Annotated in this window: 16 protein-coding genes, 1 tRNA gene and 1 pseudogene; 3 read left to right on the plus strand and 15 right to left on the minus strand. The window is 70.1% G+C overall.

Features of this window, described 5'->3' with window-relative positions; genetic code table 11:
* Nucleotides 1-62 precede the first annotated feature (62 nt).
* The 3 genes and pseudogenes from GTY96_RS38015 to GTY96_RS30695 all read right to left on the minus strand — a co-directional run bounded on the left by GTY96_RS38015 (nucleotide 63) and on the right by GTY96_RS30695 (nucleotide 2,297).
* Complete coding sequence (locus tag GTY96_RS38015; protein ID WP_328701064.1) at nucleotides 63-617, minus strand: imm11 family protein; 555 nt, start codon at nucleotides 615-617, stop codon at nucleotides 63-65.
* A 9-nt stretch (nucleotides 618-626) separates the two neighbouring features.
* Nucleotides 627-1,921, minus strand: a pseudogene (locus tag GTY96_RS30690) (AHH domain-containing protein).
* A gap of 300 nt (nucleotides 1,922-2,221) precedes the next feature.
* Nucleotides 2,222-2,297, minus strand: a tRNA-Thr gene (locus GTY96_RS30695).
* Nucleotides 2,298-2,595: 298 nt separating this feature from the next.
* Between GTY96_RS30695 and GTY96_RS30700 the strand changes: the two genes are divergently transcribed.
* Entirely contained in the window at nucleotides 2,596-4,146 is a 1,551-nt protein-coding gene (locus GTY96_RS30700) for a Glu/Leu/Phe/Val family dehydrogenase (protein ID WP_143904965.1), read from the plus strand.
* Nucleotides 4,147-4,226: 80 nt separating this feature from the next.
* Here GTY96_RS30700 and GTY96_RS30705 read toward each other — a convergent pair whose 3' ends face one another.
* On the minus strand, nucleotides 4,227-4,586 hold the full coding sequence (locus tag GTY96_RS30705; protein WP_014396384.1) for a PilZ domain-containing protein: 360 nt from the start codon (nucleotides 4,584-4,586) through the stop codon (nucleotides 4,227-4,229).
* A gap of 187 nt (nucleotides 4,587-4,773) precedes the next feature.
* Here GTY96_RS30705 and GTY96_RS30710 point away from each other — a divergent pair, with 187 nt between their 5' ends.
* Nucleotides 4,774-5,409 (plus strand): DUF6066 family protein, encoded by a 636-nt coding sequence (locus GTY96_RS30710; RefSeq protein ID WP_143904964.1) that lies wholly within the window; start codon nucleotides 4,774-4,776, stop codon nucleotides 5,407-5,409.
* A gap of 19 nt (nucleotides 5,410-5,428) precedes the next feature.
* Here GTY96_RS30710 and GTY96_RS30715 read toward each other — a convergent pair whose 3' ends face one another.
* The 6 genes from GTY96_RS30715 to GTY96_RS30740 form a co-directional block, all read right to left on the minus strand.
* The gene (locus GTY96_RS30715; protein WP_143904963.1) at nucleotides 5,429-6,952 is read right to left on the minus strand and encodes a trypsin-like peptidase domain-containing protein; all 1,524 of its coding nucleotides are present in this window, start codon (nucleotides 6,950-6,952) and stop codon (nucleotides 5,429-5,431) included.
* Between the two features lie 85 nt (nucleotides 6,953-7,037).
* Complete coding sequence (locus GTY96_RS30720; RefSeq protein WP_161666581.1) at nucleotides 7,038-7,634, minus strand: nucleotide exchange factor GrpE; 597 nt, start codon at nucleotides 7,632-7,634, stop codon at nucleotides 7,038-7,040.
* A gap of 83 nt (nucleotides 7,635-7,717) precedes the next feature.
* Nucleotides 7,718-7,966 (minus strand): RNA polymerase sigma factor region1.1 domain-containing protein, encoded by a 249-nt coding sequence (locus GTY96_RS30725; RefSeq protein WP_120533571.1) that lies wholly within the window; start codon nucleotides 7,964-7,966, stop codon nucleotides 7,718-7,720.
* 106 nt (nucleotides 7,967-8,072) lie between these two features.
* Nucleotides 8,073-10,118: an ATP-dependent zinc metalloprotease FtsH gene (gene ftsH, locus GTY96_RS30730; RefSeq protein WP_370456606.1), complete on the minus strand. Its 2,046-nt coding sequence runs from the start codon at nucleotides 10,116-10,118 to the stop codon at nucleotides 8,073-8,075.
* A 149-nt stretch (nucleotides 10,119-10,267) separates the two neighbouring features.
* Complete coding sequence (locus GTY96_RS30735) at nucleotides 10,268-11,206, minus strand: hypothetical protein (protein ID WP_143904961.1); 939 nt, start codon at nucleotides 11,204-11,206, stop codon at nucleotides 10,268-10,270.
* 2 nt (nucleotides 11,207-11,208) lie between these two features.
* On the minus strand, nucleotides 11,209-11,616 hold the full coding sequence (locus GTY96_RS30740; RefSeq protein WP_143904960.1) for a (deoxy)nucleoside triphosphate pyrophosphohydrolase: 408 nt from the start codon (nucleotides 11,614-11,616) through the stop codon (nucleotides 11,209-11,211).
* 343 nt (nucleotides 11,617-11,959) lie between these two features.
* On the opposite strand from GTY96_RS30740, the gene GTY96_RS30745 reads away from it, so the two are divergent.
* Nucleotides 11,960-12,196, plus strand: coding sequence for a helix-turn-helix domain-containing protein (locus tag GTY96_RS30745; protein WP_043321491.1), 237 nt, complete (start codon nucleotides 11,960-11,962; stop codon nucleotides 12,194-12,196).
* A gap of 47 nt (nucleotides 12,197-12,243) precedes the next feature.
* Here GTY96_RS30745 and GTY96_RS30750 read toward each other — a convergent pair whose 3' ends face one another.
* From GTY96_RS30750 to GTY96_RS30775, 5 genes are all read right to left on the minus strand, one after another.
* Nucleotides 12,244-13,113: a MaoC family dehydratase gene (locus GTY96_RS30750; protein WP_161666582.1), complete on the minus strand. Its 870-nt coding sequence runs from the start codon at nucleotides 13,111-13,113 to the stop codon at nucleotides 12,244-12,246.
* A 145-nt stretch (nucleotides 13,114-13,258) separates the two neighbouring features.
* Nucleotides 13,259-14,668, minus strand: a complete 1,410-nt coding sequence (locus tag GTY96_RS30755) for a sigma-54 interaction domain-containing protein (RefSeq protein ID WP_235685989.1) — start codon at nucleotides 14,666-14,668, stop codon at nucleotides 13,259-13,261.
* A gap of 30 nt (nucleotides 14,669-14,698) precedes the next feature.
* The gene (locus GTY96_RS30765; RefSeq protein ID WP_161666583.1) at nucleotides 14,699-16,453 is read right to left on the minus strand and encodes a hypothetical protein; all 1,755 of its coding nucleotides are present in this window, start codon (nucleotides 16,451-16,453) and stop codon (nucleotides 14,699-14,701) included.
* 184 nt (nucleotides 16,454-16,637) lie between these two features.
* Nucleotides 16,638-18,875, minus strand: a complete 2,238-nt coding sequence (locus GTY96_RS30770) for a hypothetical protein (RefSeq protein ID WP_161666584.1) — start codon at nucleotides 18,873-18,875, stop codon at nucleotides 16,638-16,640.
* A gap of 447 nt (nucleotides 18,876-19,322) precedes the next feature.
* The gene (locus GTY96_RS30775; RefSeq protein WP_201756553.1) at nucleotides 19,323-21,704 is read right to left on the minus strand and encodes an FdhF/YdeP family oxidoreductase; all 2,382 of its coding nucleotides are present in this window, start codon (nucleotides 21,702-21,704) and stop codon (nucleotides 19,323-19,325) included.
* Nucleotides 21,705-21,788: the final 84 nt, after the last annotated feature.

Raw genomic sequence — 21,788 nt, forward strand, 5'->3', positions numbered from 1 at the left:
TCAACTACCTGGCCCTGGTGCAGGTGGCGCTCATCTTCTCCTACCTGCGCCACCTGCATCCATCAGACACGGCCTAGGTCCCCTACCCCTTCGAGTGCGTTCTTGACCTCCTCCGAGACAATGAACGCCGTCTTGAACTTCTTCAGCCGGAAGACGTGCGCGCCCTCGGTCTTCAACGGATCGATGCGCAGTCCGTAGATCCAGTTGTACTCCCCAGGGTAGTCAGTGGAGGGATCGTCCTCGTCATAGTGATGCACCTCCCGGCATCCTGCCTCGTCTATGGCATCAACCACCTTGATTGCATTGACGACAAAGTACCGCTCGGACTCTCCCTCCACCGTCACCGGAAACAGTTGGACGTCATCGGGAGCCAGTGTTTGGAAGACGTTCGCGAGTGCTTCGCTGACGATAGGCGTGCGTTCAACCCCTCCAAAGACAAAAGCGCGCTTCGTGCCCGGATGTGAAACCTGAGATTTGATGGAGCCAGGGTCTGGAAGGACATGCCCATCTGTGAACAGCCAAGGTTCGTCGAACTCTTCGCCGGATGTCCGCGTGGGCGTCTCAATGAGCCATCGAGGCATGTCAGCCAAGCCAACCCAATAAAAGTTCCGTTCCACCCTACCCTCCTACTTCACGATGAAGCTGCGCAATTCCGAGCCCGGCGTAAGCAACTCGTCTGCAATCTTCGCGAGTTCCTTCCGCAAGCTGGCCCGGCAGCTCTCCGTCGTTCTGCACCGCCCAACAGAACGCTCAAGACGAGTCATCACCTGATTGTGATAGAATTCGGGGTGAGGCCCCTCGTGCCCATTGAGCCGCACCTTGTTTGCTGCATCCTCAAGGGTCATCCCAGCCTTCTTGAAAATCCTCTCGCACTCTGGCGTCCAAGGACCGCCTGAAGCAGGCGAAATCGGGTTCCTGCTCGTGCAAATATGGTGAACCGGCCCCCCCAGCATCGCCCGGAAACCGCCCCTCTCCGTACATCGCAAGAGTCGCAGCAGCCCCCGGAGCCAGCGCCACGTTGAGCACTCCAGCGGCGGGCATCGCGATGGACGACACCCCACCGTTCAGCGCCGCTCCGAGCTGGAATCCCGCCTCTGCCTCCGCGCGAAGTGCCGCCTGGGAGAAGCCCGGGAGCTTGGGCCCTTGGGACGCCATCGCGCTCTTTCCGCCCAGGGCCGCAGTGACGAGGAGCACCAGGACGCGCGTGCCGTTCGTGCCGAGCACCTTCCCGAAGCGATGGCCGATGTCCTGTAGCTCGATGACGCTCGTTGCCCTCCCCGCATCATCCCACAGCCGGACGAAGCCCCGTCCAATCTCCCAGACCGGCACAATGCCCAGGTAGGCCACCATCGCCGCCGTCAGCGCCATCGCGATGACCTTGGTGACAGGCTCGGGCAAGGTCATCGTGAGAAGAACGCTCAGGGCCGCCGTGGTCACCATGGCCTTGAGCGCGGCCGGGTTCAGCATCTTGCCGAGTTCACCCTCCACAGCCCCCCCACACGGCATCGAGAGCGAAGGACAGGGCCATGAGCGTCCGGTCCTTCCGCGAGAACGTGAGCCCTGTCCCGCCCACCAGGGACAGGCACCCGTCCGAGTCGGGGCAGATGCGTGCGTACAGCGACTCGGGCGAACTCCCCGAGCCTGAGTCCGCGAGGCCACTGGAGGATGCAAGCAGCGATCTGGATCGCACCCAGCCTCGTTCATCCGCCTCGTCGGCTTCCCGAAAGGCAACGTCCATCCGCATGTCGAGGATGAGCCGCGCAAAGGCAGACTTGAACTCCGCCTCGTTCACCTCGACCGGGTCAACGTCCTCCGACTCGTGAGTGACTCGCTGACCAGTCCCAACATCGATTTGGACAACACGCGTGGTCGCGCATCCCGACACAAGCAACAGCAGAGACACCACCGCAATCCACCTCATGGAATCCCCCCGTGGGTGCCCCCGGGAATCAGCGGGCATGGAATCCTGACTCCGAGGCCTGACAGCTTCCCTGAGGCCGGGAGGCGCGACTCGAACCTCCGCCCCGGGTCCGCGGCGCGGCACGGTCATCAAGCCCATCCGGGAGCTTGAATCGCTCGCCCGTCGCCACCGCCCGGCCTGAATCGGTGGGGCCCCGCGAGCCGCGCGTCACATCAGCGCCGCGGGCCTTGCCGGAGAGGACGGAGCGCGCCGAAAAGAAAAAGGGCTTGGGTGCCAGAAGCACCCAAGCCCTTGATTTCCTGGAGCCGACATCCGGATTTGAACCGGAGACCTACTGATTACGAATCAGTTGCTCTACCAACTGAGCTATGTCGGCGCACCGAAAGCGGCGCGTAAGTACCACCCGCATCCGGGCCCGGCAAGCAGTTTCTCCGCGCCCACCGCCAACCCGGTCGCCGCCCCCGCTTCTTTCACCCAGAAGCCCTGACATGCATGACACAGCGCATCTGTCGGGGTGACACACCGCGTCGGCTAAGTACCCGACTTTTCTCTATTATTTGGAGAAATGGGGCGGCTCCGCAGCGGTTGAACTCGCGGGGCGGCTGTGCACATAAGGGCCCGGCTTTCCCCAGCGGCCCCCATTCCAGGTGGGCCCCCAAGGAGCACGTTCCATCATGGCCAGCGAAGAGACTTTCATGCGCGCCCCGGCCCCTACGCCCAAGCGCACCATCTACACGGAGGCGATGGAGATCTTCCACTTCGCGGCGGATCTCATCGGCCTGGACAAGCGGGTGCGTCTGGAGCTCGAAGAGCCCGACTACGAGCACATCTTCTATGTCACCGCGAAGCTGAAGGACCGCCTGGTCCCGCTCCTCCCCGAGGAGGCGAAGTCCTTCGCGGACCTGTCCGTCACCCAGGTGCGCAACCCCGAGGGCCTGGAGCGCCTGGCCAACGGCAACATCATCCTCAACGGCCGCGCCCTGCTGGGCTCCGACGTCGCCATCCGCCACGGCCACCTGCGCCTGCCGGACGGGCTCGTCTACCAGCTGGTCCCCGGTGAGTCGCAGCGCTTCAAGGCCTACCGCGTCCAGCACAACCAGGCCCGCGGCCCCTACAAGGGCGGCCTGCGCTACCACCGCGAGGTCTCCCTGGATCTCTTCAAGGCGCTCGCCGCGGAGATGACCTGGAAGACGGCCATCGCGGAGGTGCCCTTCGGCGGCGGCAAGGGCGGCATCCAGCTGGATCCGCGCGAGTACGGCCGCGAGGAGATCGAGGCCATCACCCTGCGCTTCATGTACCGGCTCAAGAGCCTCATCGGGCCGAACATCGACATCCCGGCGCCGGACGTGGGCACCAACCCGGAGATCATGGCGCTGCTCTACCGCCAGTTCTCCGACGGTGAGCGCGAGCGCCACAACCTGCGCGGCATCGTCACCGGCAAGGACGTGCGCATCGGCGGCTCCGAGGGCCGCGGCAAGGCCACCGGCCAGGGCGTCGCCTTCTGCATCGAGGACTACTACGCCGACCGCGGCGAGAGCGTGAAGGGCAAGACCTTCGTCATCCAGGGCTTCGGCAACGTGGGCAGCCACGCCGCCATCATCCTGGGCAACATGGGCGCCCGCCTGCTCGCGGTGAACGACGCCGACGGGTCCATCTTCAACGGCGACGGCATCGACGTGAACGCCCTGGCCGCCTACGTGGCGGACCCCAAGAACCTCAAGCGCTCCGTCGTGGGCTTCCCCGGCGCCCAGCGCATCGAGAAGAAGGACCTCTGGGACGTGCAGGCGGACATCCTCGTCCCCGCCGCCCTGGGTGGCGAGATCACCGCCGACGTCGCCGAGCGCCTCAAGGTGAAGCTCATCGCCGAGGGCGCCAACGGCCCCACCACTCCGGAGGCCGACCGCGTCCTGCAGAAGCGCGGCATCGAGCTCATCCCGGACATCATCGCCAACGCCGGCGGCGTGACGGTGTCGTACTACGAGTGGATCCAGAACAAGCGCATGGAGCGCTGGAGCGAGGCGGAAGTCGATCAGCGCCTCGAGCGCGCCATGAAGCGCAACTACCGCATCATCCGGGACATCTCGCGCAACCAGCCGCGCAAGACGGAGATGCACGACAGCCGCCCGTACTGCATCGGGAAGACGGTGGACAGCCGCTGCGCCGCGATGATCCTCGCGCTCAAGCGCATCGAGGCCCACTACCTCCTCGAGGGCTTCTCGCAGTAACCGGCGCGTCCCAACCGCCGTCACACGCCCGGGGCACGGTGTCTTCCCTCACGAGGGGAAGGGCCGTGCCCCGCGGTCTTTCAGTGCATCACCCGCTCGCGGTCCACCAGCAGCAGCGGCGCGTCATCCATGGTCTCGTAGGCCACGATGCGCAGCCCCACCCCGCGGCTGTTGCCCGGCCGCCCGTCCTTGCGGCCGAAGGCCAGCGCCACCTGGTAGCGGACCTCGCACAGGCACGTCATCTCCGTGCCGTCCTCGCCCGCGAACGTCACCTTCAGCTTCTCGCCCAGCCCCAGCGAGTCGCGCACCTCGATGAACATGCCCCGCGCGCTGATGTTGCGGCCAATGCCCCGCATCATCCCGTCCTGCGTGGACAGATACACGGTGAAGATCTTGTCGAAGCGCAGGTGGGAGCGGCGTTCCTGGGGCTGCGTGTTCATGCGGGGAGGGCTCCGAAACAGGGGGTGACAGGGGCAAACTACACGGTAGCCAGATGTAGGCAACTTCTTCACCTACATCCACTCTGACACACCATGCCATACGCATGGGAAAGCGCTGCCCCCGGCGCGGCGGGAGTGGCAGCATCCGAGGGGCCGTCATCCCCCTATTTCCCGGGAGTTCCTCTCCGTGAACCGCATCCTGGCCGCCGCCTTTGCCCTCCTTGTGCCCACGCTCGCCCTGGCCGACGTGGACTCGCGCTTCGCGAAGCTGCGCGACGAGTCCGAGCCCCTGGGCGGGCTGGGGGCCTTCCTGGAGAAGTACGTGGGCGAGTGCGACGGGGCGCTCGTGGAGCCGCAGTGCAAGTCCCAGGCGGAGGCCTTCCGCAAGAAGTACACGGGCAAGCGCCTCTACATGATCATCACCGAGGACGACGCGACCATGCTGGCCGCGGGCGACTTCAACCCCAGCAGCAACGACTACACCATCAACATCACGCCCTTCTTCGGGGGCGGGAAGTACGCGCTCACCCACGGGGCGCCGAAGAAGACGGACTCGCAGGGCAACCCGGTGCTGAACCTGCTCACGGTGAGCGGCACCGCGCCGAGCATGTGGAACGGTGGAACCTTCCAGCGGGTGTTCACCTCCCGGGGCGTGCGCGCGCAGGTCGTCTTCACGCCGCAGAGCGTGTGGACGCTGCCCAAGAAGGGCGGCGGGAAGATCTCCGGCGTCAACGCCCGCATCGAGGCCATCCTCGTGACGGAGGGGCGCACCGGCGGACAGATGGGCCTGTGGATCAACGGCAAGGACGCGGCCGCCAAGTAGCGCGGCCCCGCGGGCAGGCTCAGCGGGCGATGGCGATGTACTGGAGCGCGTCGCCCCGCTGCACCCGCAGGAGGATGCTGGCCCCGGCGCTGCCCCGCTCCAGGGCGGCCTTCACCGCGGCGGCGTCCTTCACCCGGCGGCGGTTCACCTCCGTGACGACGTCGCCCGCGCGCAGGCCGGACTGCTCCGCCGGGCTGCGCGGCACCACACCGGACACGAGCGCGCCCAGGAACGCCTCGTAGCCCAGGGGCGCGGCCACCTCCGGCGTCAAATCCCGCAGCACCAGCCCCAGGTCGTTCGCGTTGCTGCCGCCCCGGTTGGCCAGGCCCTCGGTGGCCTCCTGCGCGGGCCGGGCGACGAGCCGGACCGACACCTCCTGGGTGCCCCCCTCGCGCAGCAGCGTCAGCTTCGCCTCCGTGCCCGGAGCCAGGAGCGCCACCTTGCGCAGCAGCTGGAGGTAGCTGCCAATGGGCCGGCCATTCACCGCCACCAGCCGGTCGCCCGGGCGGATGTGCGCCGCGGCGGCGGGGCTGCCCCGGTAGACGTCCTTCACCACCGGCGCCGTGGCGGTCGCGTCCGCGCCGTCCTCGTTGATGACGACGCCCAGCCACCCGCGCTCCAGCTTGCCGTTCTCCCGCAGGTTGGGCAGCAGGTCCTTCACCAGGTTGATGGGCACCGCGAAGCCGATGCCCTGCCCCTCGCTGATGATGGCGGTGTTCACGCCAATCACCTCGCCCTTCATGTTGAAGAGCGGGCCGCCGGAGTTGCCCGGGTTGATGAGGGCGTCCGTCTGGATGAAGTCGTCGAACTGGCCCACGCCTAGCACGCGCTCCTTGGCGGAGATCATCCCGTGCGCCACCGAGTGGTCCAGGCCGAACGGGTTTCCAATGGCCACCACCCAGTCCCCCACCTCCAGCCCGTCCGAGTCCCCCAGGAACACCGCCGGCAGGCTCCCCAGCCCCGCCCCGTTCAGCCGCAGGAGCGCCACGTCCGTGGACGCGTCGCGGCCCACCACCTCCGCGGGGAACTCGCGGCCGTCCGCCAGGCGCACGGACACCTGCTGCACGGGCACCTCGCGGGGGCCGTCCTTGCTGGCGGTGACGCCGCCCGGGTCCAGCACCGGGCCCTGGGCGTTGGCCACCACGTGGTTGTTGGTGACGACGAGTCCGTCGGGCGTCAGCACGAAGCCAGAGCCGGTGGAGCGCTTCACCGCGCCCGCCACCGCGCCGGGGCCCACCGTGGTGATGTTCACCACGCCCGCCTCCACCGCGCGGATGAGCGGCGCCAGCGACGTGGGGGGCGTGAAGCGCGGCAGGCCCGAGTAGCCCGCGGGGCGCTCGCGCCAGAGCGAGGACACGCCCGGGGTGGCGGGCTCGCTCGCGGGCAGCGGGGCGGCGAAGTAGGCGATGTGCTCGCGAACGCGGGCCTGGAGCCAGGGCGTGAGCGGATCCTCGGCGGCCCCCGCCACCGGGGCGAGCGCCACCACGCAAAGGATGCTGAGCAGTCGGACGGACACGGGGTGGCAGCTTACACGGCGGGCCATGACGTCAAGGCCCAACAGACCGGCGGCCACGCCCCTTCCCCGCTCACGCCCACCCGGACCCGGGCGGGCGCGGAGGCGGGGGCCCTCAGGCCTGGGCCGGGGCCACGTACCGGGCCACCTTCACCCGGGCGGGACGGATGACGCGGTCCTTCAGGCGGTAGCCCGCGCGGAACTCGGCGACGACCTTCTGGTCGTCGTCCTGCACGGGCGTCACCTCCATGTCCGCCGCCTCGGCCACGTTCGGGTCGTAGGGGCGGCCCATCACCTGGATGCGCTCGATGCCGGTGGCCTGCGCCTTGGACAGCAGGCTGTCGCGGATCATCCGCACCCCCTGGGCCAGGGGCGAGGCGTCCTGGTGGCTGGCGGCCATCGCCAGGTCCAGCTCGTCGATGGCCTCCAGCAGCGTGCGGGCCACGTTGCCGCGCTCCACGTCGAGCATCCGCTCGCGCTCCCGCGTCAGCCGCTGCTTGAACTCCTCCCGGTCCTTGGTGAGGTCCTGGAGCCCCCGCGCCAGCTCGTTCACCCGGCGACGGGCCGCCTCCAGTTCCTGCTGGAGCCGCGCCACCTCGCCGTCCTGCTCGGCTTCGGCCGGGGCCTCGGCGGAGACCACTTCAGCCTCCTCGGTGGTGTTGGCGGAGGCCTTCGCCTCCGGGGTTTCGTCGCTGCTGGGATTTCCGGCCATTGTCGAACCTGCGCAGGGGTTGAAGGAAGCGGACCTCGATGAGCGGCGCGAACGTAACCGCGAGGGCGGCCCTGTCAACGCGCCTAGTGATTGGACGGAGCCGAGGGCGGTGCCTCGGCCATGAAGCCGTGATCGACCTGCCCCGTCACCTCATCGATGATTTCCACCTGCGCGGCTCGGAGGGAGTAGTAGAGAAGCCACCGCTCGGCGGCCGTCAGCGTCCCCGGAGGCAGCGCCTCCTCGATCTCCTGCACCGTGAGCCGGCCATCCTTCAGGCCCTTGGCGAACAACGACTTCCGCGCGACGTAGCTCTTCCCAATCCGGTTCTCCACGGCGACGCCTCCTTGTCGACCAAAAGTAATTTCGCCCACCGGCCACCGCAGGCTGGCGGTGGATCCGGTGGGCGAAGGACTGCCCGGAGAGCAGGCAGGCGCCCCTCTAGGAGTCGAGCTTGCCTTCCGCGTGCTGCGTCGGCGGAACGGTGGGCTCCGACTCCGTGCCGCCCACCGGGTGCGCGGAGATAACGGTGCGCGCCTCCGGGTGCAGCAGTCCGCGCTGCGCGTACACCTTGGGCCCCAGGATGGTGATCATCGCCTCCTCCTCGATGACCTCCGTCGCCAGCAGCCGCGCGGCCAGAGCCTCCACCTTCTCGCGGTGGATGTTGAGGACCTCACGGGCGCGGTCCAGCGCCTCGGAGACCATCTTGCGGACCTCGTCGTCGATCATCCGCGCCGTCTGCTCGGAGTAGCTGCGCGACTCCGGCAGGCCCGCGGACCGCAGGAAGCCCGGCCCCTGCTCACCGCTCAGCGCCACCGGCCCCAGGGTGCTCATGCCGTAGTCGCGGACCATCATCTTGGCGATCTCCGTCGCCTGCTTGATGTCATTGGAGGCGCCCGTGGAGACCTCGCCGATGAAGATCTCCTCCGCGGCGCGGCCCCCCATCATCCCCGCCATCTTGTCGCGCAGCTCGTCCAGCGACATGAGGTAGCGGTCCTCCAGCGGCAGCGACATGGTGTAGCCCAGCGCCGCCAGGCCTCGCGGGATGATGGACACCTTCGTCACCCGCTCCGCGTACGGCAGCATCCAGCCCACCACCGCGTGGCCCGCCTCGTGGTGCGCGACGATCTCCTTCTCGCGCTCGTTCATGCGGCGGTTCTTCTTCTCCAGCCCCGCCACCACGCGCTCGATGGCCTCCTCGAAGTCCGCCCGCATCACCGCGTCGCGGTTCTTGCGCGCGGCGAGCAGCGCCGCCTCGTTCACCACGTTGGCCAGGTCCGCGCCAGCGAAGCCCGGCGTGCGCGAGGCGATCTGCTTGAGGTCCACGTCCGGGCCCAGCTTCACGCCCTTGGCGTGGATCTCCAGCACCCGCTCGCGGCCGCGCTTGTCCGGGCGGTCCACCAGCACCTGCCGGTCGAAGCGGCCCGGGCGCAGCAGCGCGCTGTCCAGGATCTCCGGGCGGTTCGTCGCCGCCAGGATGATGAGGCCCGCGCGGCTGTCGAAGCCGTCCATCTCCGCGAGCAGCTGGTTGAGCGTCTGCTCGCGCTCGTCGTGACCGCCGGCCACGCCCGAGTTGCGGCTCTTGCCAATGGCATCCAGCTCGTCGATGAAGATGATGCACGGCGCCTTGGCCGTGGCCTGGGCGAAGAGGTCGCGGACCCGCGCCGCGCCCACGCCCACGAACATCTCCACGAACTCCGAACCGGAGAGGTTGAAGAAGGGCACGCCCGCTTCACCCGCGACCGCGCGCGCCAGCAGCGTCTTGCCGGTGCCCGGAGGCCCCACGAGCAGCACGCCCTTGGGGATGCGTCCGCCCAGGCGGCGGAACTTCTCCGGCGTCTTCAGGAACTCGACGATTTCGCGAAGCTCGTCCACGGCCTCGTCCACGCCCGCGACGTCCTTGAAGCCCACGCCGGTGTCGTTCTCCGCCTGCACCTTCGCGCGCGTCTTGCCGAAGCTCATGACGCTCTGGGGGCCCTGGCCCATGCCGCCGGACATCCGGCGCATCATGAAGCTCCAGAAGAGGATGAGCAGGCCCATGGGAATGAGCCAGATCCACAACACCTCGCTGAAGCTGGACTGCGGCACGGCCTCGAACTGGATGCCCTTCTGCTCCAGGAGCGGCACCAGCCCCTCGTCGCCGGGGACGCGGTAGGCCATCCACGGCAGGGCGCTGGGCTCGCTGCGCAGCGTTCCGCGCTCGCCCGGGGGCGGTTGGGCGTTGTCCTTGAGGAAGCCCTTGACCCACTCGTTGGAGATCTGCACGCGGCTGAACTGGTTGTTCTCCACCGCGTCGCGAAGCTGGCTGTACGACACACGGCGGACGCCCGCGTCCTGAAACACGTTCCGGAACAGCAGGAACCCCAGGACGAGCAGGAGGATGTAGCCCAGTGGTGAGCCGAACTTGAACCCACCTTTCGTGGGTGTTGGCTTGTCGCTCTTCTTTCCGCGCGGGCCCATCCCCGGCGGCAGGTCCTGTGGCTTCATCGTCGGCACGCTCGCCCTCCCCCTCCCCCGTACACACCGACACCATGTCGTGTGACGGTTCCCTCAGCCGGCCAAAGATGGTCACCCCCGCCAAGCCGTCAACCGCAGGGCGTGACAGGGCGACGACGAAGGCGTGCCGGACTGTCCACTCAGCGGCAGTCCACGCGCACCAGGGGCTCCCCTGTGAACTCACTGCCCAGCAGATAGCCGCGGCCGTCCTGGAGAAAGGTGACGGCCTCCGCCTGGGCCTGGCTCGCGCCGGGGACCTCCACCACCTGCGCCTGGATGAAGTCCTCCAGCCGCTTCGCGCCCGGGCGGCGCAGCTCCCAGACTCGGGTGTACGTGCGCACCAGCAAGCGCTCGCCCGAGGGGTGCAGCGCGGCGGCGGTGGCCAGGCGGTCCACGTCGTCGGGCACGCGCAAGGTGCCCAACCTGGTGGCCGTGCCCGTCGCGCCTGGCTTCAGGCCCTCCACCGCGTAGAGGTCGCCCAGCGAGGCGCGCGTCTTCGTCAGGATGGCGATGCGGCCGGAGCGCTCGTCGATGATGAGCGACTCCGCGTCGTGCGCGCCGTCCGCGTACGTGAAGGCAAGCGTCTCCACCGGGAGCGTGGCATCCACGAGGGTCTGGGGCTCCGCCACGCGGAACAGGCGCACTTCCTTGCGCCGCTCGAAGTTGTCGCCGGTGTCCGCCAGGTAGACGCAGGGGGTCTTGTCCCCCGGCGCGCACGGGCCCACCGCCACGTCCTCGATGTCGCGCGGATCCGCGCCAGTGAGCGTCAGCGTGGCCTTCACCGCGCCGGTCTCATCCAGGGCGAACAGCGCGAACGCGTTGTTGGAGTCGTTGTGAGCCCAGAAGATGCCCGGGTGGAGCTGGCTCGCGGCCAGCCCCGACAGCTCGGGCACCTGCCGGGGCACGGTGCCCGTCTTGCGCCCCTCCGCGTAGAGCACGCAGCCCTCCATCCCCAGGGCGGGCACCTGGAGCATCCCGGCGTCCGGCGCGTTGGCGGCGGTGGGCGTGGGGCGGGCGCTGGAACAGGCGGCGGACAGGAGGAGGCCCGCGACGGCGAGCAGGCGCGAAGACGGGCGCACGGTCAGTGGTCCAGGTCCAGCAACCGGGCCAGCGTCTTGGCGTCCGCGTCGGGGAAGCGGTACTGCCCCATCTCCTCCAAGGACACCCAGCGGTGGTCGTGCACGCGCAAGTGGTGGATCTCCGCCTCCGGCCGGCTCAGGCGGCAGCGGAACACCCGGAAGTCGATGTCATAGGTCGGGTACTCGTGATGGGTGTGCATCACCTGCTCGAGCACCTCGATCTGAACCCCCATCTCCTCCTGGAGCTCCCGGGCGAGCGCCACCGCGTCGTGCTCCCCCTCCTCCACGCGACCGCCAGGGAACTCCCACATCAAGGGGAGCGACGCGGTGGGGGGACGCTGGGTGATGAGGTAGTGACCCATCTCGTTCTGGAGCATCGCGCCGACGACTCGCACGTGACGACGGGTCATTCACTTCTCCTCGATTGGGGTCCCAAAGATGGACGACAGGGAGCGGCGGCCTAACACAGGCCCCGCCCGGCGCCAATGCGCAAGGCCCCCTTAGCAGGCAGCGTGCGCATGCCCGGGACGCGCGGCCACCCCCATTCCACCCCACCCTCCAGGGTAGGCCGGAGCCTTCCACGCGTCGGGAGCCCGCGCGGGAATGGGGCCGCGGCGGGGACCGGGCCTGGGGGTGGCGAGCTGTTGGGGACTTCACGCCTGGAGGGATCCGCCCCCTGGGGGGCCCACCGTCCATGAGGGGTGCGTGTGGGATTCAAGTGACGCGAGGGCCGGATGGCGCCATGCTCGGGGAATGACACAGAGTCGGAGAGAGCGGGCCGAAGCGCTTGGCGCGGCGCTGAAGGCAGCGCGGCAACAAGCGGGGCTCTCCATGGAGGAAGTCGCCGAGCATCTGGAACTGGGCGTGGAGGTCCTCGCCCGCGTCGAGCGAGGGGTGATGGTCCCCACCATCCCCACGCTGAGCCGGCTGTGCGCCCTGATGAAGCTGGATCCAGACAGCCTGCCAGACCTGCCGGAGCTGAGTGACTGACACGCCTGGCGGGCCGCCCTCCGGCCCGCCGGCGTGTCGCCCGCGCCTCAGCCCAGCCGCCCCATCAGGTGCGGCTTCCCCTCCTCCGACATCACCCGGAACGCCACGCCCGCGGACTCGCGAGCTGTCTGGAACGTCACGCGGGATGGAAGGAAGAGGGGCTTCTTGAACTCACACTCCAGGGCCAGCGCGTCCGCGTGGGCCACCTCGCCCAGCTCCGCCACGCAGCGCGCGAGCGTCCACATGCCGTGCGCGATGGCGCGAGGAAAGCCAAAGGGCTTCGCGCTGAGGCCGGTGAGGTGGATGGGGTTGTAGTCGCCGGAGGCCCGCGCGTAGCGGCGCCCGGTGTCGGCGGGAATCGCCCAGGGGGCGGGCCGGCTGGAGGCGAAGCGCGCGTCGACGGGCGGAGGCGCCTTGCGCGGGGCCTCCGCGTCCTTCTTCACGGCGTGACGGCGCAGCAGGGTGCTGACGGCCTGCCACAAGAGCTCCCCGGAGTCCTCCGCCTCCACGCGCGTCAGGAGGTCGAACTCCTGGCCCGCGGGCACCTCCCGCAGACCGTCGAAGCGGCAGGACACGGTGAGCGCGGCGGTGTCCGGCAGGCGGCGGTGCTGCTGGATGCGGTTGCGCACGTGAACCGTGCCCAGCACCGAGTACGGGAAGTCGGGCAGGCCCAGCAGGCCCAGGTGCAGCGGCGTCGCGAGCACCTGGGGGTAGGTCAGCGGCAGGAAGCCGTCGGCGTCGAAGCCGCACACGGCGCGGTAGCGCTCCAGCAGCACGGGGGACGCACGGCAGCCGTGCGCCCGCAGGGTCATGGCCGGAAGGGTCGTGCCCCGGGTCTTCCCGAAAGGAAGTGCCGCGCGCAGGAGCGCGGCGGGCATCGCCGGGAGCGAGTGCAGGTCGAAGATGGGAGCGGACATGGGGGGGATTCTCCGCCACCTGTCCGCTCCCCACGCGCGAAAAATCGGCTCAGCGGATCGCGAAACCCCAGGTGTAGGGAACGCCGCGATACTGGCAGGTGGTGCCGTTGCTCCTCGCCTCCACCTGCCCGGCGCGAACCAGACCTCAGCTCTTGAGCCCGTGGCGGCGCAGGAGCCGGTAAAGATAGACGCGGTCCATGTCCGCCGCCGCGGCGGCCTGGGAGACCTTGCCTCCGTGCAGCCTGAGGAGCGCTTCGATGTAGTCGCGCTCGAAGGCCTCCAGCGCCCGGCGACGGGACTCCGCGTACGTCAGCGAGGCGTCGACGGCGCGGGGGACCGGCGGCGACAGGGACCCCGCGTCGGGGGCCGGAGGCGGCAGCGCACTCTGGAAGACGAGGCAGCGCTCCAGATGGTTGCGCAGCTCACGCACATTGCCTGGCCACGCGGCGTGCTGGAGCCGGGTGAGGAAGTCCGGCGCCGTCAGCGTCGCCATCTGCTCGGGCGTGGCGCCCAGCCCCGCGAGGATGCTCTCGACGATGAGCGGGATGTCCTCCGGCCGCTCCCGCAGGGAGGGAATGGGGATGCCCACCACGGCGAGGCGGAAGTAGAGGTCCGCGCGGAAGCGGCCCTCCCGCACCTCCGCGCGCAGGTCGCGGTGCGTGGCGGCGATGACGCGCACGTTGACCGCCTGATAGGTGTTGGAGCCCAGCCGGCGGATCTCCCGGTTCTCCAGCACGCGCAACAGCTTGGGTTGCAGCTCCGCGGGCAGCTCCCCAATCTCATCCAGGAAGATGGTGCCGCCGTCGGCCTCCTCGAACGCCCCCACGCGCCGCTGGATGGCACCGGTGAAGGCCCCCTTCTCGTGGCCGAACAGCTCGCTCTCCAGGAGGTTGGCCGGGAGCGCGCCGCAGTCCACGACGAGGAAGGGCGCCCTCGCGCGCGCGCCCTCGCCGTGGATGGCGAGCGCGGCGCGGCTCTTCCCCGTGCCCGTCTCCCCTTCCAACAGCACCGTGGCGTTGCTGGCCGCGGCGCACGCCATGCGCTCGAAGCTGGCCCGCGCCGCGGCGGACGTGGCCACCAGCTCCCCGAACGCCGTCCACTCCGGCAGCGCGTCCTTCCGTGGCGACAGGAGGGTCCCCGTGCGCTCTGGGCGTGCCGCCGGCTCCGCCCCTGTTGGCTTTCCCGAACGCACCTCGCCGTGCTCCACCTCCGGGCCCGTCCGCGAACCCGAAAGCGACGCGTCATGCTCCGCGAGCGCCCCCGGCTCCGTCGGCGACCGCGGGCCCCCCGGATGGAGTCCCGCGGGCGACAGTCCATGCCCCTCCACCGGCTCCACGACGACCTCGGTGGGGGCGTCGTCGCGCGGACCCCGACGCGGCGGCAGGTAGCCCAGGCTGGAGCCGGTTCGCGCCTGTGCCCGCGACTGACGCCACCGCACCCCGTCCACGAGTGTCCCCGGACGCTCCTCCTGAACCCGCGCGCGCGCGCCCTTGCGCTCCGCCTTCACCTCGCAGTGGAAACGTGACACGGCGGACTCCTCGTTCGACAGGTTCATGGACCGGGGCACGATGCGTCGCGACAGCGCTCAGTAGGCGCGCAGGATCTTCAGGCGCCAACCCTGCGGCCACAGCTCGTCGTAGCGGCCGCGGTAGCTGCTGTAGCTGGCGTCGTACCACTGGGTCTCACCCGTGGTGCCCGGCTTGAAGACCGCCGTATAGAAGACCTGGCCGTTGACCACGTACGGCTCCAGCATCTTCAGGCGCCAGCCCTGCGGCCAGAGCGAGTCATACGTCGCGCGGTACGACGCATACGTGGCGCCGTATGTCTGGATTTCGCCCTCCGTGCTCGGGCGCCACACGGCCGTGTAATACGTCTGCCCATTCACCACGTAGGGCTGGATCAGCTTCAGGCGCCAGCCTTGCGGCCAGAGCGAGTCATACGTCGCGCGGTATGAGGCATACGTGGCGCCGTACGTCTGGAGTTCGCCCTCCGTGCTCGGGCGCCACACGGCCGTGTAATACGTCTGCCCGCTCACCACGTAGGGCTGGAGCAACTTCAGACGCCAGCCCTGCGGCCACAGCTCGTCGTACTTCGCCTTGTAGGTCGCGAACGTGGCGCCGTAGAGCTGGATCTCGATCTCCGTGCTCGGGCGCCACACGGCGTTGTAGAGCACCTGCGTGCCCACCACGTAGGGCTGCAGCGTGTGCAGGCGCCAGCCCTGCGGCCAGAGCTGATCATACTTCTCGCGGTAGTCCGCGTACGTGCGGGCGTAGACCTGGATCTCCGACTGCGTGCTCGGCTCCCACACCGCGGTGAAGGTGCCCGGGAGGTTGGGCACGCCCACGTCCGTGTACTGGGTGATGCGGCAGGCGGAGGTGTCGGGCAGCGGCACCTCGGTGCGGCGCAGCGCGCAGGCGCGGATGGCCGCGGCGGAGCTGGCGTTGGCGGCGTCGTAGTACGTGGAGCCCGGCGTCATCCAGATGGGTGAAGCGGGCGAGTGCGGGTTCTTCGCCACCTCCGACGTCGCGGTCGCGCGGATGCCCAGATCCAACGCCACGCCATCGTCGTCGCCGAACTGGTTGCTGGTGCCCATGCGGTGGCAGCCCAGACACGCATTGCCGGCGACCTCCACCTTGAAGGCCTTCCACGACGCGAAGTCCGCGCCGATGAAGCGATAGGGCTGGTCGCGGTTGGCGCCATAGTCCCCCGCGCCCGGCAGCTTGTTCACGCCGGTGAGCTGCGTCAGGTACGGCGAGCGGACGAAGGGGCCGTTGTCATGGCAGCGCACGCAGCGGATGCCCGCGGTCTGGGTGGGCGTCAGCCAGTTCCACACCCCCGTGCCCTTCGAGGGCGCCTTCACGGCCGCGCCGTAGAGCGTGCCCAGCGCCTGGTAGAAGCAGGTGGCGCCGGTCTTCTTCTGGGTCTGGATGACGGCGATGTCGCCGTAGTAGTTCGTCGCCTGCCCTTGCTTGCGGCAGTGCGCGACGATGGCCACGTCCGCCGTGTCCACCAGCACCTGGAAGCGGCTGCCCGGATCACACTCCTGGTTGAGCCGGTTGGGCCGGTCACACTTGCCGTTGACGTGGTTCGTCGTGGGGACGAGCGTGCCCAGATCGCAGTTGAAGTCTGGCACCGTGGCGCCGATGGCCGCGTCGCACCTGGCCGCGTACTGCTCCAGCGTGTCCGACAGGGCCGACGACTGCTGCGCGAGGACGGGCTCGCTGGACGGCGAGAGGAGCCGGTGCTCGGCGTTCATCCCAGCGCCCTCACCGCAGCCCCCCAGCCCGACGGTCACGGCAAGGCCCAGCAGCGCCCATGCGGCGCGCAATGGAGTCTTCATGATGGATGCCTCTCGCTTCCCTGGAGACACGGCGCGCGGCGCGCGTGGAGGCATGCATCCCGTCAGCGGACGGATGGATCTGGCTCCAGGGCCCCCGCCCCGGACGTGTTCCCGCACCCCTCATCCGCCTTTACGCCGGGGCTTCCAGATATTCCCGAGCAATTCCCCGAGCCATTTCCGCGGGTCAGCGCACCGTGAGGTCCACCACGAACTCCGCGGCGGAGTCCCCTTCACAGGCGGCCGTCACCACGTCAGGGCGCTCGTCACCCACCCAGAGGCCCAGCACGTCGTACACCAGCCACTGCGCCAGGGACCGGGACGCGCCCTGCACCGCCTCGCGGGGCACGCCAGACAAGGCGCCCTGCGTGTCCATCAAGGCCCGCGCCAGCCGCGCGGGCACCACCCAGCACTCGGAGCGCACGAAGGCGGGCACCAGGAAGAGGCAGAACGCGGCCTCGGTGTGCGCGAGCAGCGCGTCCAGGCGCTCGCGGCCCAGACGGAAGCCGGGCAGCCACTGGCCCTCCCCGCGCTGCTCCAGCTTCGCCACTGGCACGCGGACGACGCGCCGGGTGCGCACGAAGCCCTCGCGCTCCACCGACACGACGATGGCCACCTCCGCGGCCCCCTCGCGGGGCGGCGAGGGCTGGCGGCGGACGGCCATCGCCAGGGACAGCGGCGGGGACCTCCCCGGGCCCAACAGGGATTCCAGGTCCACCCGCACGCGCTCCAGCTCCGAGCGCAGGCCTTCCAGCAGGTCCGCGACCAGCTCCGAACACTCCTCGCGGAAGCGCTCCGGGTGGCGCTGGGCGGCCTCCGCTTCCACGCGGCCCACCGCGCCCACGAGCAGGTCCTCCAGGTCGCGGTCGCGCAACCACGTGCGGCCGCCCACGGGCACCGCGCGCGTCGCGTGCAGGTGGCGGAGGGAGGCGGTCAGCGTCGCGGGCTCCGTGGCCTCCACCGGCGCGGGGGACTTCCCCTGCCCTGCCCCGGCCTGGAGCCAGGACTGGAGCGCGCGGGCGCGGAAGCGGGCCCGAGGCGACGGGTGCTCCAGCATGCGGCGCACCAGCCGCCGGTCCGTGGCGGTTCGCACCAGGGCCAGCGTCGCCAGCTCCGCCTCCGAGGAGGCCTCGTCCGGCGCGCACCACAGCAGGAACTCGATGGCCGCCTTGCGCAGCACGGGCTTCTTGCCCATGCGCTGAGCCACCTCCGCCCGCCACGCCACCAGTCCGTCCAGGCCAGGACGCGCGGCCGTGCGGAAGCGCGGCCACATCTCCGCGCACTCCTCCGCCAGCCACACCAGGTGCGTGAAGCCGGGCAGCGCCGCCAGCTTCGCGCGGGCGCGGGTGCGCCGCTCGAAGGCCTCCGGCACGCCCCTCCGCACGGACGCGCGGAACAGCCGCTCCTCCAGCCACAGCAGCGCGAGCGCCAGCGCGGGCTCGTTCTTGCGCATCGTGCCGTGGCAGTGGTCCAGCACGAAGCGCGCGTGGCCCAGGTCCGCCGCCGCCTCGAAGTCGCTCTGCACGAGCGCGCCCAGCGCCCCGCGCAGTCCGTCCACCGGGGGCGCGTCGAAGAGCGTGAGCAGGTCGCAGAGGTTCTCCACCACCGCGGGCGGCCCCCCCACTTCCACGGTGCGCGCCAGGAGGAGCCCCGCGCGCGAGCACCAGTCCGGCTCCTTGCGCCCGTTGGGGTAGCACGCGAGGAAGCCGCGCATGCCGCTGCGTCCGTCCGGCGACGTGGCCAGCGCGAAGAGCCGCTCGCCCAGCACCTCGCTCGCCTCTCGCCACGGGACACGGGCGGCGCGGGTGCGGATGAACTCGGAGAGCCGGTCGCGCCCCTCCTCGCGCGTGTCCGGCAGGAGCGCGCGCAGCTGCTCCAGGAGCCCCACTGACTTCGGCCCCGCGCCCAGCACCTGCTTGAGGTCCACCTCCACCGCGTCCTGGAAGCGCAGCGCGCGGCCGTCGAAGGTGCACGGCACGCCGCGCACCAGCGCCGACAGCGCGTCCGGGTGGCGCTTCAGGTAGCGCGTGAGCACGGTGGACAGGGCCGCGTCCGTCTCACGCTGGATGCGATCCGCGCCCTCGGAGTCCCCCGCCTCGCGGAGCGCGCTCACCGCGTCGTGCTGCCGCGCGAGCAGCTGTTTCAACAGGCCCGGGGGCGGCTCCGCGTAGGGCCAGAGCAGCTCACTGCACGTGGAGAGGAGGAACAGCAGCTCGCCCGGGGTGCGCTCCCCGGGGGACAGCCGCTCCCACGCGGCGGCCTGGGCCCGCGTGCGCTCCTCCAGCGAAGCACCGCGTACCCAGCGGGCGAAGTCGTCGCGCCAGTCCGCGCTCGACGCCACGGCCTCCTGGGGCGACGCGGCGGCGACGCGCGCGTGCAGGGCCTGGAGCGAATCCGGCCAACTGGCTTCAACCGACGGCGACATGGGATCTCGACCAGCCTACCTGAACCTCGCGATGGCTCCGAGCGTGGGTCACTTCGAGGCGGGACACCGGGCCAGAGGAGCGTGCCCCCGGCGTCAGCCCAAGTCCCTCACGCCGGCTGCACGAATGTGCCTCCGCGAAGCGGGACCCGGAGCCAGCGCGGTGATAGCCCGCTCCCTTCCAGCGGCTGCACGCATGTGCCCCCATGAAGCGGAACCCAAAGCCAGCGCGATACAGGCCTGCGGCATCCCGGCGGCCGCCCGCAGGTGCCCCCGCCAAACGGAACCCGAAGCCAGCGCGATGCTGGCCTGCCCCCTTCCAGCAACGGCGCGCATGTGCCCCCATGAAGCGGAACCCGGAGCCAGCGCGACGAAGGCCTGCGGCCTCGCGGCGCGTCCAAGCACGGGCCCTCGCGGGCCCAGCGCCCAGGGCATGCGGACACATCGGCCTCACCCGGGCCTCGTGGCCGTGGCGGGAACCAGGGCCCCGGCCTCCGGAGTCGGCGCCACGGTGATGACGACGGACTTCGACGTGGGCGTGCGGCTCTTCTCCGCGAAGCTGTCCACAGGCACCAGCACGTTCGCCTCGGGGAAGTACGTGGCCGCGCACCGGCGGGGGATGTTGTACGGCACCACCAGGAACTCGCGCGCCACGCGCGTCTCACCCTGGAAGTGGCTGGTGAGATCCACCCGCTGCCCGGCCGTCAGTCCCCGCGCCTTCACGTCCTCCGGATGGAGGAACACCACGCGCCGCCCCTGGCGGATGCCCCGGTAGCGGTCGTCCAGCCCATACACGGTGGTGTTGTATTGATCATGCGAGCGCAGCGTCATCATCAACAACTGCCCCGGCTCCAGCGCGATGCGCGGCATCGTGTGCACGGTGAAGTGCGCCTTGCCGTCGCGCGTCGGGAAGCGACCCTCGCGAGGACCATTGGGCAGCGCGAACCCGCCGGGCTCCCGCACGCGGCGGTTGAAGTCGTCGAAGCCCGGGATGCAGCGCTGGATGAGCTCGCGCACGCGATCATAGTCCTCCACCAGCGCGAGCCACGGCACCTGGGAGCGCGCCCCCATCACCGCATGCGCCAGCCGGGCCACGATGACGGGCTCGCTGAGCAGGTGCTTGGACGCGGGCGCCACCGCGCCGCGCGACGCATGCACCATCCCCATCGAGTCCTCCACCGTGACGAACTGCCGCCCCGCGGCCTGCACGTCGTGTTCGGTCCGCCCCAGGCACGGGAGGATGAGCGCGCGCTTGCCGTGGACCAGGTGCGCGCGGTTGAGCTTGGTGGAGACGTGTACCGTGAGCCGCGCGCGCCGCAGCGCCCGTGCCGTGAACTCCGTGTCTGGCGTGGCGGACAGGAAGTTGCCCCCCAGCGCGAAGAACACCTTCACCTGACCGTCGTGCAGGGCCTTGAGCGTCCCCACCGTGTCCAGGCCGGTGTGCCGCGGCGGAGCGAAGCCGAACTCCCGGGCCAGCGCGTCCATGAACTCCGGCTTCGCGTGCTCCCAGATGCCCATGGTGCGGTCGCCCTGCACGTTGCTGTGGCCCCGCACGGGGCACACGCCCGCCCCCGCCTTGCCGATGCTGCCGCGCAGGAGCGTCAGGTTGACCACCTCCTGCACGTTGCCCACCGCGTTCCGGTGCTGGGTGAGCCCCATGGCCCAGCAGAAGATGGTGCGCTCGGAGCGCGCCAGGATGTCCGCCGCCGCTTCGAGCTGCTCGCGCGGCACGCCGCTCTGCTCCACGACGTCGTCCCATGACACCGTGGCCAGGTTCGCCGCGTACGCGTCGAAGCCCGCCGTCCGCCCCTCGACGAAGGCCCGGTCCACCACCGTGCCCGGCGCCTTCGCCTCGCGCTCCAGCAGCGCCTTGCCCAGCCCCTGGAGCAGCGCGACGTCGCCGTTGATGCGCACCTGGAGGAACAGCTTGTTGAGCGCGGTGCCCGGACCGAACAGGTGCAGCACCTCCTGCGGGTGCTTGAAGCGGTTGAGCCCTGTCTCCGGCAGCGGGTTGACGCTGACGATTTCACAACCCCGGCGCGCGGCGGCCTGGAGCGCCGTCAGCATGCGCGGGTGGTTGGTGCCCGGGTTCTGCCCGATGACGAAGATGGCCTGCGCGTGGTCGAAGTCCTCCAGCGTGACGGAGCCCTTGCCAATGCCCAGCGTCTCCGTGAGGCCCGTGCCGCTGGACTCGTGGCACATGTTGGAGCAGTCCGGCAGGTTGTTGGTGCCGAACTGCCGCACGAACAACTGGTAGAGGAACGCGGCCTCGTTGCTGGTGCGCCCGGATGTGTAGAACGCCGCCTCGTCGGGCGAACCCAGCGCGTTCAGCTCCTCCGCCACCAGCGCGAACGCCTCCTCCCATGACAGGGGCTCGTAGTGGGTGGCGCCCTCCCGCAGCACCATCGGGTGCGTCAGCCGCCCCGCCTTGCCCAGCCACAAGTCGGACTGCTCCGCGAGCCGGGCCACGCTCCACTGGCGGAAGAACTCCGGCGTCACGCGCTCGCGCGTCCCCTCCTCCGCCACCGCCTTCGCGCCGTTCTCGCAGTACTCCTGCACCGACCGGTGCGACGGATCCGGCCACGCGCACCCCGGACAGTCGAAGCCATCCTGCTGGTTGATCTTCCAGATCAGCTTCCCGCCGCGCCACGGGCCCGCTTCGCCCAGCACATGCTTGAGCGCGCTCAGCACCGCCGGCACGCCGCCCGCCACCGTCTTCACCGGGCCCACATCCGGCGGCTGGACCTCCAGCGGCGGCTGGGCCGAGCGCACCGCCAGGGCATCCCCGGCCCCGTCCCCGTCGTCCTCTCCCTGTCGCGGCGCCTGATCCATGTCCCACCTCTTCTTACGAAAGCGGACTCTACCGCGCCTCCGCCGCCCCGACAGGCCAGGGGCGGAGCCCGCCCCTCCAGGCAT

The organism is Corallococcus silvisoli, assembly GCF_009909145.1.
GTDB classification, from domain to species: Bacteria; Myxococcota; Myxococcia; order Myxococcales; family Myxococcaceae; genus Corallococcus; species Corallococcus silvisoli.

Excerpts from the sequence above, each read along its gene's own strand:
- GTY96_RS30700 (WP_143904965.1), top strand. The coding sequence starts at position 2,596 with ATGGCCAGCGAAGAGACTTTCATGCGCGCCCCGGCCCCTACGCCCAAG.
- GTY96_RS30715 (WP_143904963.1), bottom strand. The coding sequence starts at position 6,952 with ATGGCCCGCCGTGTAAGCTGCCACCCCGTGTCCGTCCGACTGCTCAGC.
- GTY96_RS30755 (WP_235685989.1), bottom strand. The coding sequence starts at position 14,668 with ATGAACCTGTCGAACGAGGAGTCCGCCGTGTCACGTTTCCACTGCGAG.
- GTY96_RS30705 (WP_014396384.1), bottom strand. The coding sequence starts at position 4,586 with ATGAACACGCAGCCCCAGGAACGCCGCTCCCACCTGCGCTTCGACAAG.
- GTY96_RS30750 (WP_161666582.1), bottom strand. The coding sequence starts at position 13,113 with ATGTCCGCTCCCATCTTCGACCTGCACTCGCTCCCGGCGATGCCCGCC.
- GTY96_RS30765 (WP_161666583.1), bottom strand. The coding sequence starts at position 16,453 with ATGAAGACTCCATTGCGCGCCGCATGGGCGCTGCTGGGCCTTGCCGTG.
- GTY96_RS30745 (WP_043321491.1), top strand. The coding sequence starts at position 11,960 with ATGACACAGAGTCGGAGAGAGCGGGCCGAAGCGCTTGGCGCGGCGCTG.
- ftsH (WP_370456606.1), bottom strand. The coding sequence starts at position 10,118 with ATGAAGCCACAGGACCTGCCGCCGGGGATGGGCCCGCGCGGAAAGAAG.
- GTY96_RS30775 (WP_201756553.1), bottom strand. The coding sequence starts at position 21,704 with ATGGATCAGGCGCCGCGACAGGGAGAGGACGACGGGGACGGGGCCGGG.
- GTY96_RS30740 (WP_143904960.1), bottom strand. The coding sequence starts at position 11,616 with ATGACCCGTCGTCACGTGCGAGTCGTCGGCGCGATGCTCCAGAACGAG.
- GTY96_RS30770 (WP_161666584.1), bottom strand. The coding sequence starts at position 18,875 with ATGTCGCCGTCGGTTGAAGCCAGTTGGCCGGATTCGCTCCAGGCCCTG.
- GTY96_RS30720 (WP_161666581.1), bottom strand. The coding sequence starts at position 7,634 with ATGGCCGGAAATCCCAGCAGCGACGAAACCCCGGAGGCGAAGGCCTCC.